The sequence below is a fragment of the Halorubrum ejinorense genome (genome assembly GCF_055389685.1).
Genome location: NZ_AP043777.1, coordinates 2,548,307 through 2,560,677, shown reverse-complemented (window position 1 = coordinate 2,560,677; position 12,371 = coordinate 2,548,307). Strand labels below are relative to the sequence as shown.

General features: G+C 67.8%; 14 protein-coding genes and 1 tRNA gene. 8 read left to right on the top strand and 7 right to left on the bottom strand.

Annotation, left to right across the window (positions count from 1 at the left end; all coding sequences use genetic code 11):
• Window positions 1–20: 20 nt before the first annotated feature.
• Window positions 21–734 (bottom strand): glycerophosphodiester phosphodiesterase, encoded by a 714-nt coding sequence (locus tag ACZ5KW_RS14185; protein WP_343781001.1) that lies wholly within the window; start codon window positions 732–734, stop codon window positions 21–23.
• A 150-nt stretch (window positions 735–884) separates the two neighbouring features.
• Here ACZ5KW_RS14185 and ACZ5KW_RS14180 point away from each other — a divergent pair, with 150 nt between their 5' ends.
• Window positions 885–1,655, top strand: a complete 771-nt coding sequence (locus ACZ5KW_RS14180) for a ribonuclease H-like domain-containing protein (RefSeq protein ID WP_343780861.1) — start codon at window positions 885–887, stop codon at window positions 1,653–1,655.
• A gap of 197 nt (window positions 1,656–1,852) precedes the next feature.
• On the opposite strand, the gene ACZ5KW_RS14175 is transcribed toward ACZ5KW_RS14180, so the two are convergent.
• A complete protein-coding gene (locus ACZ5KW_RS14175; RefSeq protein ID WP_343780863.1) occupies window positions 1,853–2,932 on the bottom strand; it encodes a polymer-forming cytoskeletal protein in 1,080 nt (359 codons plus the stop codon).
• A gap of 139 nt (window positions 2,933–3,071) precedes the next feature.
• Here ACZ5KW_RS14175 and ACZ5KW_RS14170 point away from each other — a divergent pair, with 139 nt between their 5' ends.
• The 3 genes from ACZ5KW_RS14170 to ACZ5KW_RS14160 all read left to right on the top strand — a co-directional run bounded on the left by ACZ5KW_RS14170 (window position 3,072) and on the right by ACZ5KW_RS14160 (window position 3,927).
• Window positions 3,072–3,251 carry a DUF5786 family protein gene (locus ACZ5KW_RS14170; RefSeq protein WP_343780865.1) on the top strand — a complete coding sequence of 60 codons (180 nt, stop codon included), beginning with the start codon at window positions 3,072–3,074 and terminating at the stop codon, window positions 3,249–3,251.
• 127 nt (window positions 3,252–3,378) lie between these two features.
• Entirely contained in the window at window positions 3,379–3,627 is a 249-nt protein-coding gene (locus ACZ5KW_RS14165; protein ID WP_343780867.1) for a hypothetical protein, read from the top strand.
• 102 nt (window positions 3,628–3,729) lie between these two features.
• A complete protein-coding gene (locus tag ACZ5KW_RS14160) occupies window positions 3,730–3,927 on the top strand; it encodes a DUF5800 family protein (protein WP_343780870.1) in 198 nt (65 codons plus the stop codon).
• 66 nt (window positions 3,928–3,993) lie between these two features.
• Here the strand turns inward: ACZ5KW_RS14160 and ACZ5KW_RS14155 are convergent, their stop codons facing one another.
• The gene (locus ACZ5KW_RS14155) at window positions 3,994–5,274 is read right to left on the bottom strand and encodes an RNA-guided endonuclease InsQ/TnpB family protein (RefSeq protein WP_343780872.1); all 1,281 of its coding nucleotides are present in this window, start codon (window positions 5,272–5,274) and stop codon (window positions 3,994–3,996) included.
• A gap of 281 nt (window positions 5,275–5,555) precedes the next feature.
• On the opposite strand from ACZ5KW_RS14155, the gene ACZ5KW_RS14150 reads away from it, so the two are divergent.
• On the top strand, window positions 5,556–5,756 hold the full coding sequence (locus tag ACZ5KW_RS14150) for a hypothetical protein (protein WP_343780874.1): 201 nt from the start codon (window positions 5,556–5,558) through the stop codon (window positions 5,754–5,756).
• 69 nt (window positions 5,757–5,825) lie between these two features.
• On the opposite strand, the gene ACZ5KW_RS14145 is transcribed toward ACZ5KW_RS14150, so the two are convergent.
• The 4 genes from ACZ5KW_RS14145 to ACZ5KW_RS14130 all read right to left on the bottom strand — a co-directional run bounded on the left by ACZ5KW_RS14145 (window position 5,826) and on the right by ACZ5KW_RS14130 (window position 7,718).
• A tRNA-Trp gene (locus ACZ5KW_RS14145) sits at window positions 5,826–5,999 on the bottom strand.
• A 136-nt stretch (window positions 6,000–6,135) separates the two neighbouring features.
• Entirely contained in the window at window positions 6,136–6,360 is a 225-nt protein-coding gene (locus ACZ5KW_RS14140; protein ID WP_343780877.1) for a DUF5795 family protein, read from the bottom strand.
• 134 nt (window positions 6,361–6,494) lie between these two features.
• Complete coding sequence (locus ACZ5KW_RS14135; RefSeq protein ID WP_343780879.1) at window positions 6,495–7,514, bottom strand: DUF5794 domain-containing protein; 1,020 nt, start codon at window positions 7,512–7,514, stop codon at window positions 6,495–6,497.
• Window positions 7,515–7,718: a DUF8099 family protein gene (locus tag ACZ5KW_RS14130; RefSeq protein WP_464388574.1), complete on the bottom strand. Its 204-nt coding sequence runs from the start codon at window positions 7,716–7,718 to the stop codon at window positions 7,515–7,517.
• Between the two features lie 316 nt (window positions 7,719–8,034).
• On the opposite strand from ACZ5KW_RS14130, the gene guaB reads away from it, so the two are divergent.
• The 3 genes from guaB (at window position 8,035) to ACZ5KW_RS14115 (ending at window position 12,358) form a co-directional block, all read left to right on the top strand.
• The gene (guaB, locus tag ACZ5KW_RS14125; RefSeq protein WP_343780881.1) at window positions 8,035–9,519 is read left to right on the top strand and encodes an IMP dehydrogenase; all 1,485 of its coding nucleotides are present in this window, start codon (window positions 8,035–8,037) and stop codon (window positions 9,517–9,519) included.
• Between the two features lie 127 nt (window positions 9,520–9,646).
• On the top strand, window positions 9,647–10,234 hold the full coding sequence (locus ACZ5KW_RS14120; RefSeq protein ID WP_343780882.1) for a HalX domain-containing protein: 588 nt from the start codon (window positions 9,647–9,649) through the stop codon (window positions 10,232–10,234).
• A 111-nt stretch (window positions 10,235–10,345) separates the two neighbouring features.
• Entirely contained in the window at window positions 10,346–12,358 is a 2,013-nt protein-coding gene (locus ACZ5KW_RS14115; protein ID WP_343780884.1) for a DEAD/DEAH box helicase, read from the top strand.
• Window positions 12,359–12,371: the final 13 nt, after the last annotated feature.

Genomic DNA, 12,371 nt, shown 5'->3' with positions numbered 1-12,371 from the left:
GCGACCGACCGCCGGCCGCCTCAGTCTCGGTCCCCGAACACGTCCCACCGGTCGGCGATAACCCCGTCGACGCCGGCCCGGAGGAGCCGCGCCGCGTCCGCGCCGTCGACCGCGGTCCACGCGTTCACCGCCAGTCCGGCCTCGTGTGCCGCCTCGACGTAGCCCGGCTCGGTCGCGAGGTCGATGGCGGGGTGAACCGCGACGCAGCCGAGGTCGACCGCGCGACCGACCGCGCGCTCCGGACCGCTGTCGGCGACGAGCAGCGCCCGGTCGGTCTCCGGAGCGCGCTCCCGAAGCGACTCCAGTGCCCCCGAGAGAAACGACGAGAACCACACCGCCGCGTCCGCGCCGCGAGCGACTTCGAGCGCGTCGGCGGCGACCGCCGCCTCCTTGAGTTCGACGTTGACCGCGGTCCCGTCCGGCACGGCGGCCAGCGCCTCGCCGAGCCGCGGGATCGGTTCGTCCGAGTCGAGGACCGTCAGCTCGCGGAGTTCGTCCCAGTCGGTGTCGGCGACGCGACCGGTGACCCCGGTCAGCCGGTCGAGTTCGGCGTCGTGGCAGACGACGAGTTCGCCGCTCCCGCAGCGCCGGACGTCGACCTCGACGGCGTCGACGTGCGGCGACGCGCGCGCTATCGCCGCCACCGTGTTCTCCGGGTACTGGGCGGCGCAGCCGCGGTGGCCGATCAGCGCCACGCCGTCCGCGCCGCGCCCCGTCCGGTCGTCCTCGCTCATCCCTCGGTCCCCGTCGGTCACGTCCTCGCTCATCTCTCGGTCCCCATCGGTCACGCTTCGTCTCGGGCTTGGACCGTGTTAGCCTTTCCCGTCGGTGACCGCGCCGACGCTCCCGTCGACTTTTTCACCGCGCGTCGCTCCGGAACGGACATGCGCATCGAGAACAGCTTCATCCCCGTCGAGGGGGTGGGCGAGACGACCGAACGACGCCTCTGGGAGCGAGGGGTCACGACGTGGGACGCGTTCGACTCCGGCGTCGACGTGCCCGGACTCGGCTCGACGACCGCGGACCGGATCGAGTCGTTCATCGCGGAGGCGCTCGCGCGCCTCGACGACGGCGACGCCGCTTACTTCGACCGAGAGTTCCCCTCGGGGGAGCGCTGGCGGCTCTACGAGAACTTCCGCGAGGAGACCTGCTTCTTCGACATCGAGACGACCGGCCTCGACGAGCGGCGCGACCGGGTCACCACGGTGAGCTTTCATCAGGGCGGCGAGACGACGACGCTCGTCGCGGGCGACGACCTCACCGCGCGGCGGCTCCGCGAGCAGTTCGCGGACGCCAGTCTGCTCGCGACGTTCAACGGCGCGCGCTTCGACGTGCCGTTCCTGGAGACCTCCTTCGACCTCGACGTCGACACGCCGCACCTCGACCTGATGTACCCCGCGAAGCGAGTCGGCCTCTCGGGCGGACTGAAACCGATCGAGAAGGAGCTCGGCATCGACCGCGACCGTCCCGACATCTCCGGGCGCGACGCGGTCCGGCTCTGGCGGGAGTACGAGCGCGGCGACGAGGACGCCCTGTCGACGCTCGTCTCGTACAACCGCGAGGACGCGGTCAACCTCCGAGCGCTCGCGGACGCCGTCTGCGAGGCGCTCGACGACGAGGTGTTCGTCGCCGGCCCCGATGGACCCGAAAGCTGAGGCGGCGACGGACCGCGCGGCGGAGCGTCGCTACCGGCTTCGAACGATTCCGCTGGACCCGACGACGGCGGCGTCTCCGTCGACCGCGTTGAGGTTCTCGCCGGTCGGCGTTTCGAGGACGAACCGTTCGTCGGGCGTCAGCTCCTGAACGACGCCGCCGCTGCCGACGACGTACCCGGCCTCGCCGTCCGTCCGGGTCAGGACTCGTCCGCGGCGGTCCCGGCCGCGTCCGCTCCGGCGTCGGGCTTCACCGTCGCGGTCTCGTCCGCCGACGCGTCCGCGGTCTCGTCGCCCGCCTCACCGTCGTCGGAATCTACGGATTCGACGTCGTCTGCCTCGGTATCGGCCGCCTCGTTGGCCTCGGAGCTCCCTGACTCGGCACTCTCGGTGTCGTCCGCGTCCTCGGCCTCGGCGTCGCCCGACTGGTCGTCCTCGTCGGCCGTCTCCTGGACTAGTTTCATTTCCCCGCGCGCCCGGAGGGTACCCTGAATCTCCGCGCCGTCGTACACCACGAGGTCGCCGGCGGACACGTCGCCGAGTACGCGCGCGCCGGCCTCGACGGTCACGGTCCCGCCGCGGGTGGTCACGTCGCCGTGGATCACGGTGCCCGCGCCGACGGTAACGTCGTCACGGGCGCGCAGCGAACCGAACACCTCGTTGCGCTCGCCGACGCGGATCGACTCCGCGCGGAGGTTGCCGTGGAGCCGGCAGTCGTCGCCGACCGTCGCCGGGGTCGACACGCGCCAGGCGTCGTCGGATATCTCGGCGCTCCGCGGGACCAACAGTGGGTCGCGGACGTCGTCGCCGTCCGCGAGCGCCTCCGCCAGTTCGCCGGCGGCGTCGGTCTCGCCGACGCGCAGCAGCTGCGAGAGGACGATGAAGTAGAAGACGATGGTCGGTACGGGGTTCCGGATGACGATCCAGCCGTTGGCCTCGAACCCCTCCTCGATCGTCACGTCGTCGCCGATGTCCAAGTCGCCAGAGACCATCAGACGACCGGTGACGGTGACGCGTTCGCCGAGGTAGGCGTCCTCGCCGACCAACACGTTCCCGTCGACGGAACACCAAGTGTCGAGCCGGCAGTCGCCCTCGGCCTCGATGTCGTTGGCGACGCTCACGCGCTCGCCGATCGCGACGTTGCGGCCGCGAACGCCGAGCTCGACCGTCGACTGCCCGCCCACGAGCACGTCGCCGTCGACGACGAGGTCGTGCTCCTCGACGGTCGTCCCCGAAGGGATCGCGAGCTCGTCTATCGGTCCGTCTCCTCGCAGCGACACACCGGGGAGCAGTCGCCCCGCGGGTATAAACGGTACGGGGCGTCGGACGAGCGTCGGACGCGTCCGGGTTCGGTCGTCAACGACTCCCGCACGCCCCGGATGCCGCTGCGCTTTTCAGTGCGCCCCCGAAGAGACGCGTATGGGATTTGGATCGTACGACGAGAGCGAACAGAAAGACCAAGACGTCGACACCGACGAGGACGACGCGGTGAACGTCCACGAGAACGACCACGACGGCGAGGTGTCGATCGAGGGCGACGCCGACACCGACGACCTCGTCGGCCGCCTCTCCGAGATGCGCGACGGCGACGACGACTGAAACGTCCGCTTGCGGCCGCTAACGCGCTCAAAAAGCCGGAACACGGACAACGCTAACTGACCGTGGGTGTGCGTATCGGTCGCACACTCGGTTCGGATTTATTTTCCGCCACCCGCTTTGATACTGTATGGCACGGAAACGCAACCGAACCCCTCGATCCGGCCGTCGAACGCGCTCCCGTCGTCGGAGCCGCGGACGCCCCGGTGGTCGATTCGACAGAACCGATGACGCCGCGGCAGACGACCGCGGCGAGGACGCCTCCGCCGCGACGGTCGCGCTCGCGCGCCGGCTCTGCGCGAGCGGGAACGGACAGGCCTGCGAGATGCTCGAACGACTCTGCGAGTCCGGCTACGACGCCGCCTGCGACGCGACCTGAGGCCCTCGGCGCGCGGGACAGGGCCGGCACCGGAGTCCGACACCCGGCGGCCGCCCCCGACAGTGCGTGTTCCTTATCACCTCGTGTAAACTACTCGGAACCATGAGCACCGACCTGACGTTCACCGACCGCGGCGTCGACGTCGTTTATCGGGGAACCGAGTTCGAACTAGAGAAGACGCTGATAGAGGAGGCGACCGGGAAGTCGTACCGCGACGTCACCGACCACGAAGTCCTGACCATCGTCGCCGAGGACCCGGAGTTGGACGGCGAGCCGGTCCGGATCGGCGACGTGCTTTGACACCCTCCCCGCGCTGAAGCGCGAGGATTCCCACGGCACCGCACCGCTGGGTTGGGATATTGTGGTTTACGACGTGATCTGTTCTTGAGGTGCGAACGCACCAGTTTCCTTGTCAAACAAGAACGTCGATGGCTGTGCCAACCAGCCGTTACTCCTATCACCGCCATCCGTGGCGGGACTTGGAGATACTTTCTGCCGAATGTTCTCAGCCCCGTTCACATCTGCGTTCGCTACTGTCCCGCACTCATCGCAGACATACAGTCCGCGTTCAACACGGTTGGCTTCACGCTTCCGACCACAGCACGAACACGACTTCGAGGTATCCTGCTCAGACACTTGTTCAACCGTGATACCTTCCATTTCGGCTTTGTATTCGAGAAGGTCTGTGAAACGGTCGAACGCCCACGAGTGTAGATCAAGATTTCCGTGCTTGCCCCAGTCCTTCGACCTGTCGTTCTCCTCATCCTCACGGATGCCGGAGAGATCTCCCACCACGATAGTTCCAACCTCCTCGTCAACACACCGCTGGACGATATGTTTCGAGAGTGTGTGGAAGTAGTGGGTACGGCGAGCCGACTTCTTCTGGTTCAGCCGGGTGGCCTGCTCGGAATTCGAGTCGTCGCACCGAGCGATTCGCTTGCTGAAGTAGTAGTCGTCCTGTTTCAAGCAGTTCAGCGGGTACAGCTCGCTGTGACCGTCTTCATACGCGAGCGCGGCAAAGTTGTTAATACCGAGATCAACACCCACCGTCTTCTCACCGGGGCCATCACCCACGTCGATCTTGACCTTACAGACGAAATGTAGTTCCCACTCGTTGCCTGTCCAGACAATCTTGGCTTGTTGGACGTTCTCCACGGCGGAGAGGTCAACGTCGGGGCGAGTCCGGTACTTACACAGGACAAAATCCGACCAGTACTCTTTCAAGTTCGATCCTTTTGAGAGTCGGACGCGGTTGTACTGGGTGTCGAGTTTGAAGCCAGCGGCTTTGAACGTGACTGTGGAACGCGGGTGTTCGTCGCCGCGTTTACGGTAGCCGGGCGGGTTCGCTCTCGTGTCTCCGTTACGTCGTTTGCCGTACCAGCCGTTGAACGCCTCAGCGAGTTCTTGAAGGACTCGCTGACTTGACTGCGAATGCAGGTCATCATAGCGTTCGTGGGTTTTGAGGTACGTGGTGAGTTCGTTGTGGTTCGGGATGTGATCGATTTTATCCCAGATCCGACTACACGTCCACCGTCCGACGTTCCAGAGCTTACTGGCTGCGAACCCGAGCGAATCAAGGTCGTCTTGCACCCGAGACTGGTCCCGTATGGAAGCAGTATAGGTGCGGGTAACGACCTGTTTCGCCATACGTAATCTATGTAGACTAACTTACTTGAAGCTGTGTATTTGCTCAGCGTGGAATATCCAGCCGTGCCATCGAACGGTGGACTGTGAAGGGTAGTGTCGGATTCATCCCCGCGCTAAAGCGCGAGGCTTTCTCCTCGATTCTCCGTAAGCGTGCGAGCAGCCCGGACGCTTTTCCACTCGCCTCGCGGCCGGTCGCTTTAGTGTGGCGACCGGGTCGACCGCTGGCGCCCTCTTGCGGTCCGACCGGACCACTTTTTCCGATCGTGGCCGAAGCCACCTACATGAACATCGGATTCGACCTCGGGGCGAACGCCCCGTCCGCCGTGTTCGCGCTCCACACCGCCGTCGCCGTGGTGTTCCTGTACTTAGCAGGGCTTAACGCCGCCAACGGCGAGACGATCGGACTCGCGCTGTACCTCGCCATGGCGGGGATGATCGCCGCCGTCGGCGTTCTGGCCGCACGGATCGTCTCGCGTCGATAACGCGCTCTGATCCGAGTCAATTCTCGACGCGACGCCGCCGCTCTAGGTGTCGTTCGCCGTGGCAGAAAATGGGGCCGGAGGGATTTGAACCCCCGATCGACTGATATCTCCGGTACGCCTCGGAACTCCAGAGGGTCGTCAACACGACCGATGATCAGTCGGCCGCTCGGTATATCAGTCTGGAGTGTCGTCCCGGGCGTGGCCTCTGGAGTCAGTCGCCATGCCTGGCTTGGCCACAGCCCCGCGTGATCTCGCATTCAACGGTTGCCGAAACGCGGATAAAGGGGTTTCGATCGAACGCGATCGGGAGACGGCGGCACGCTCCCCGTGACGCCGAAAGCGAGCGCCTCTGCCCCTCATCGAGACGCCGACGACGTGATCACTCCCGGTCGTCGGCGCTCCAATCGCACTCTTGACACTTGTAACCGGTGACGAACTCCGTCACGCTCGGCATGTAGCCGACGGAGATGACGTCGCCGCCGCACTCCGGGCAGTCGCGGTCGGCGTCGGCGATCGATTCGGCCTCGAGCACGGAGTCGCCCTCGACCAGCTCTGCGAGCTTCTCGGGCGTCACCATCCGCCCCTGAACGACGCGGTTCGACATACACGTCGTTCGGCGTCGAGTACCTAAACCCCGGCGACACGCGCGGCCGGCGAAACGAGACGGACGAGACGCACCGCGACCGACGAGGGGTCGGAACTGTACACGAGGACCGACCTACCGCTCACGGCCCCAGCTCACAGCCACGGCGCCCGGGAGTCGTCGTCCGTGAAGGGATCCGACCCCTCGTCGTCGGTCCCGCGTTCCTCGCCGCCGTTGGCCAAGACGGCCACGTCGTCGTCGACGATGGGAGTCGGTCCCTCGGGCGGAGCGTCGAGCGGGGGATCGCTCGGCGACTCCTCGACGGAACCGTCGTCGCTGCCGTCCGACGCTCCGCCGGCCGAATCGCCAGATTCGGCCGCCGGCTCGTCGTCGTCGCCGTCGTCCGGCGCGTCGTCTTCGCCTGCCGACTCCGTCCCGCCCGCGTTCGGGTCGTACGCGAACAGGGTCGTCACCGCGAGGACCGCGAGCGCGATCGGCGCCTCGGTCTGCATGAGGTTGAACGGGCCGAGCAGGATCGGCAGCGCCAGCACGCCCAGGGCGACCGCCGAGCCGAACCGGAACCGATCGATGTCGACGCGGCCGCGGAGGTGCGGCGAGAGCAGCGCGATCGACAGCGCGAACGCCACGCCGACCGCGGCGGCCGCGGTGCCGTTGACCACGTACTCCGTCGACGTCTCCAGCATGAAACCGGACGGCTTGAAGCTCGCGACGAACCCGAGCCCGATGATCACGCCCGGACTCGGCAGGTGCTCGCCGATCTCCGAGCTGGCGGTCTTGGCGGCGATAGTCAGGATGACCAGTCCGGCGAACCGCTCGAAGACGGGCAGATCGAGGACGCTTTCCAGCGTGGGCGCGAGCGCGGCCTCGACGGCGGCGAGGGGGATGATGACCGCGCCGATGATCAACACGGAGGCGACCATCTCCCGGCGCGAGCCGTCCATCTCCGCGAGGATCACCGCGGCGGTCGCCGACCCGCCGAAGATCAGGATCCCGGTCTCGACGACCCCCGACGCCGATCCGAGTACGCCGGCCACGACTAACGCGGGGAAGATGCCGTCGACGAGCGGCAGCACCATGACGGTCGCGAGCAGCTTCGTCGCGCTCCCGACCTGCTCTTCTAATCGGAGGGCAACCGGATGGCGTGAAACGCTCATTTAGGGGCGATAGCCCTGACCAGCGGGGAGACGGTGGGACGCGTGCGACTCGCGATGACTGAGGGACCAGCACGCGGAGTCCACGCCGCGGGTCCGACGAGCCCATGTAAAGCGTTTGCGCGAATTGCCGGCTGTAAAGCGGACGCCGAGGTCGGCGTTCGACTGGCCGGCGATACCCGCGTTCACGGGACTGTCGGAGTCCATACCAGATATACGTGTTTCGGTCGCGTTAAAGGTTGTGTGAGACGTGTCCGCACGACACGAAGGATCAACGGAAAAACGGACGTTCGAACGACGATACGTCAACTCGCTCCGCTCTTCTTCGATCATCTCTCGGCGTCCCCCCTCGTCTCGGTCGGCCGGCCGCCCCCGCCGGTCCCCGACCGACCGCTTCCGTCCCGATCGCGTTTCGCCCCGATAAATGCCCACTATCGTGTACACAACGACGATTCGATTGTAATCAAACTCCACGTCTGTGCCGTCTCGCAACGCTTTTTATCGGGCGTTCATGACGACTTATATGGCGACAGATTCTGGCCGATTCTCAGAGAAACTCGAGGTTCCGGAAGCGCTGACGTTCGACGACGTGTTGCTCCGTCCGAAGGAGAGTCGGGTCGAGCCCGACGACGCCGACCTGAGCACCCGCGTGTCGAAGAACGTCGAACTCACCGTCCCCGTGTTGTCGGCCGCGATGGACACCGTCACCGAGAGCGACCTCGCCATCGCGATGTCCCGCGAGGGCGGCCTCGGCGTCCTCCACCGCAACATGACCGTCGAGGAGACGGCCGCAGAGGTCGAGCGCGTCAAGCGCGCGCACGAACTCGTCATCCGCCGCGAGAACGTCGTCACCGTCTCGCCGGACGACACCGTCCGTGAGGCCGACGCGCTGATGGAGCGCGAGGGCGTCTCCGGCGCGCCGGTCGTGGCCGACGACGACACCGTCCTGGGAATCATCTCCGGTACCGACATCCGTCCGTACCTGGAGGTCGGCGAGGACGACGCGGTCCGCGAGGCGATGACCGACGAGGTCATCACGGCCCCGGAGGAGGTCGACGCGCGCGAGGCGCTCGAACTGATGTACGACCACAAGATAGAGCGAGTCCCCATCGTCGACGACGACCGCCTCGTCGGGCTCGTCACCATGCAGGGCGTCCTGCAGCGTCGCGAACACGAGGAGGCCGCCCGCGACGAGGACGGGCGCCTGCTGGCCGGGGTCGCCGTCGGCCCCTTCGAGGAGGAACGCGCGGTCGCGGCCGACGAGGCCGGCGTCGACGTCATTTTCATCGACTGCGCACACGCGCACAATCTCAACGTCTTGGACTCCGCGGAGGCGATCAAAGCGACCGTCGACGCCGACGTCGTCGTCGGCAACGTCGGGACCCGGGAGGCGGCCGAGGCCGCGGTCGACTTCGCCGACGGGCTGAAGGTCGGCATCGGGCCGGGCTCGATCTGTACCACGCGCGTCGTCAGCGGCGCCGGGATGCCTCAGATGACCGCGGTCGCGGAGGTCGCGGACGTCGCCGCCGAGCACGACGTGCCCGTCATCGCCGACGGCGGCATCCGCTACTCCGGCGACGCCATCAAGGCGCTCGCGGCGGGCGCCGACGCCGTGATGCTCGGCTCGTACTTCGCCGGGACCGACGAGGCGCCGGGCCGCGTCATCACGATGCAGGGGAAAAAGTACAAGCAGTACCGCGGGATGGGCTCGGTCGGCGCGATGAAGTCCGGCGGCGGCGACCGCTACCTCAAAGAGGAGAGCGAAGACGAGGAGTTCGTCCCCGAGGGCGTCGAGGCTGCGACCCCCTACAAGGGGAGCCTCGCCTCCGAGCTCCACCAGCTCACGGGCGGGATGCGCTCTGGGATGGGCTACGTGGGCGCGGAGACGGTCCCCGATATCCACGAGCGCGCGGAGTTCGTCCGCGTCTCCACCGCGGGCCAGAGCGAGAGCCACCCGCACGACGTGATGATCACGGACGAGGCGCCCAACTACAGCCCGAACGAGTGAGGCCGTCCGAGTGTCGCCCGAACGCGGCGACGGACGGGCCGTCCGGGCGGCGCGTCGAAGAGGTATTTTAATATAGCCAGCGGAGAGACGAAACGTGTGAGCGAACACCCCCTCGCTCCCGTCATCCATGAGTGAGCAACCGCCGCTGGTCCTCGTGGTCGAGGACGAACCCGACCTGGCCGATCTGTACGCCGCTTGGCTCGGCGACGAGTACCGCGTTCGAACCGCGTACGGCGGCCACGAGGCCCTCGATCAGCTCGACGAGGTCGACGACGAAGTCGACGCGATCCTGCTTGACCGACGGATGCCCGGCCTCTCCGGCGACGAGGTCCTCACCGCCGTACGCGACCGCGGGATCGACTGCCGGGTCGCGATGGTAACGGCCGTCGAGCCCGACTTCGACATCCTCGAGATGGGGTTCGACGACTATCTCGTCAAACCGGTCACCAGCGACACCCTCAGAGAGACCGTGGAGGGGCTGTTGCGGCGCAGTGAGTACGACTCGGAGGTTCAAGACCTGTTCTCGCTGACCTCGAAGAAGGCGATGCTGGAGTCGGAGAAAAGCGCCACCGACCTCGCAGACAACGAGGAGTATCAGCGACTCACCGACCGGATCGAGACCCTCCGCGAGCAGGCGGACGAGTCGCGCGACGCGGTCGCAGACGACGAGGAAGACTACGAGAAGCTCTTTCAGGACTTCGACACCGAGGAGTAGCCGCGTCGCTCGTGCGGTCTGGACCACACGACCAACCCGACGACCGTCGTCCGCTGGGTGCGGGGGATCGCCGCCGACTCTTTATGCCCGATCCGGCCGAAGTGAAGTCACATGCGCGTCCGGGACCTACCGCTCTCCCAGTCCGTCGTCGACCACTTCGCCGAGCGCGGCGTGCGCGAGCTGTACCCGCCACAGCGCGCGGCGGTCGACGCGGGCGTCTGCGACGGGGCCGACGTCGTCGCGGCGGTGCCGACCGCGTCGGGGAAGACGCTCGTCGCGCAGCTCGCGCTGCTGACCGCGGACGGCCCCGGGCTGTACGTCTGTCCGCTCCGCGCGCTCGCGCGCGAGAAGTACGAGACGTTCGCGGCGCTGCCCGGCGTCGACGTTGGCATTTCCACGGGCGACTTCGACGCGACCGGTGAGGCGCTCGCGGGCAACGACGTCGTCGTCGCCACGAGCGAGAAGGTCGACTCGGCGATCCGAAACGGCGCCTCGTGGGTCGACGAACTCGCCTGCGTCGTCGTCGACGAGGTCCACCTCCTCGGCGCGAAGCGGCGCGGGCCGACCCTCGAAGTGACGCTCGCGACGCTCCGGCGCCGGAACCCCGACCTCCAGACGGTGGCGCTGTCCGCAACCGTGGACAACCCCGAGGCTATCGCGGACTGGCTCGACGCCGCCCTCGTCGAGTCCGAGTGGCGACCGGTCGACCTCCGGACCGGCGTCGCGGTCGGCGGCGAGGTCTCCTTCGACGACGGCACGACACACGCGGTTGACGTCGCCGCCGTGACCGACTCCGACGGCGAGGTGGGCGACGGCGAGGTGAGCGACGGCGAGGTGGGCGACGGCGGAGCGGGAGACGAGTCGGGTCCCGACTCGACGGACGTCACGGCCGCGCTGGTGGCCGACGCGGTCGCGGACGGCGGTCAGTGTCTCGCCTTCGTCCGCTCCCGTCGCGAGGCGGTCGACCTCGCCGAACGGCTCGCGGACGCCGGGCTCGCCGACGCGCTCGGCATCGAGGACGCGGCCGCTGCGGCGGCGGACGACGCCACCGACGTGGACGGAACGCTCCCGGGCCAGCAGCTCGCGGACTGCCTGCGGGCCGGCGTCGCGTTCCACCACGCCGGGCTCCGGTCGGGCCACCGAGCGGTCGTCGAGTCGGCGTTCCGCGAGCGGAACGTCGCCTGTATCTGCGCCACGCCCACGCTGGCGGCCGGCGTCAACGTCCCCGCGCGCCGCGTCGTCGTCCGCGATCAGCGCCGGTACTCGGAGGGCGGCATGTCGTGGATCCCGACCCTCGAAGTCCACCAGATGTGCGGCCGCGCCGGTCGCCCCGGACTCGATCCGCACGGCGAGGCCGTTCTCGTGGCCGACGCCGACACGCGAGCCGAGGTGCACGAGCGGTACGTCGAGGGCGAGCCCGAGGCCGTCGAGTCGCAGCTCGCCGATCCCGGCGCGCTCCGGACGCACGTCCTCGCGGCGGTCGCGACGGGGTTTGCGGCGACCGAAAGCGAGATCTTAGACGTCTTCGAGGGGACGTTCTACGCGCGAGAGACGGGCGCCGGCGGACTCGCCGACGCGGTCGCGGTCGCGGTCGACGACCTGGTCGCGGCCGGGATGGTCGAGCGGGAGACGGGCGGCGTCGAGTCCTACCGGCTCGTCGCGACGCCCGTCGGTGCGACGACCTCCAAGCAGTACGTCCGCCCCGAGACAGGCGAGCGGATCGTCGCCGGACTCCGGGCCGCGGCCGACCTGCCGGACGCGACGACGCTCACCGCCTTCGAGGTGATCTGCGACACGCCGGACATGCAAGACACCTACCTCGGGAACGCCGAACGCGCCGACATCTACCGGTTCGCCCGGAACAACGCTGCCCACCTGACCACGGACATGACCGAGCCGGACGACTTCGAGGGGTGGCTGGAGTCGGTGAAGACGGCGCGCATCCTGAACGAGTGGATCGGCGGCGCGACCGTCGAGGAGCTCGTCGAGCGCTACCGGATCGGCCCCGGTGACCTCGACTCCCGCGTCGAGCGCGCGGAGTGGCTGTTGAGCGCGGCCGAGGCGCTCGGCGAGACGACGGGTGTGCGCGTCCCGGCGGTGTCGCGGGCGCGGTCGCGGCTGTGAGGCGCCGAGAGCA

What these genes read in the sequence shown, in the direction of transcription:
- ACZ5KW_RS14180 (WP_343780861.1), top strand. Translation starts at nt 885, where the DNA reads ATGCGCATCGAGAACAGCTTCATCCCCGTCGAGGGGGTGGGCGAGACG.
- ACZ5KW_RS14140 (WP_343780877.1), bottom strand. Translation starts at nt 6,360, where the DNA reads ATGTCGAACCGCGTCGTTCAGGGGCGGATGGTGACGCCCGAGAAGCTC.
- ACZ5KW_RS14165 (WP_343780867.1), top strand. Translation starts at nt 3,379, where the DNA reads ATGGCACGGAAACGCAACCGAACCCCTCGATCCGGCCGTCGAACGCGC.
- ACZ5KW_RS14120 (WP_343780882.1), top strand. Translation starts at nt 9,647, where the DNA reads ATGAGTGAGCAACCGCCGCTGGTCCTCGTGGTCGAGGACGAACCCGAC.
- guaB (WP_343780881.1), top strand. Translation starts at nt 8,035, where the DNA reads ATGGCGACAGATTCTGGCCGATTCTCAGAGAAACTCGAGGTTCCGGAA.
- ACZ5KW_RS14115 (WP_343780884.1), top strand. Translation starts at nt 10,346, where the DNA reads ATGCGCGTCCGGGACCTACCGCTCTCCCAGTCCGTCGTCGACCACTTC.
- ACZ5KW_RS14155 (WP_343780872.1), bottom strand. Translation starts at nt 5,274, where the DNA reads ATGGCGAAACAGGTCGTTACCCGCACCTATACTGCTTCCATACGGGAC.
- ACZ5KW_RS14150 (WP_343780874.1), top strand. Translation starts at nt 5,556, where the DNA reads ATGAACATCGGATTCGACCTCGGGGCGAACGCCCCGTCCGCCGTGTTC.
- ACZ5KW_RS14135 (WP_343780879.1), bottom strand. Translation starts at nt 7,514, where the DNA reads ATGAGCGTTTCACGCCATCCGGTTGCCCTCCGATTAGAAGAGCAGGTC.
- ACZ5KW_RS14130 (WP_464388574.1), bottom strand. Translation starts at nt 7,718, where the DNA reads ATGGACTCCGACAGTCCCGTGAACGCGGGTATCGCCGGCCAGTCGAAC.
- ACZ5KW_RS14160 (WP_343780870.1), top strand. Translation starts at nt 3,730, where the DNA reads ATGAGCACCGACCTGACGTTCACCGACCGCGGCGTCGACGTCGTTTAT.
- ACZ5KW_RS14170 (WP_343780865.1), top strand. Translation starts at nt 3,072, where the DNA reads ATGGGATTTGGATCGTACGACGAGAGCGAACAGAAAGACCAAGACGTC.
- ACZ5KW_RS14185 (WP_343781001.1), bottom strand. Translation starts at nt 734, where the DNA reads ATGAGCGAGGACGACCGGACGGGGCGCGGCGCGGACGGCGTGGCGCTG.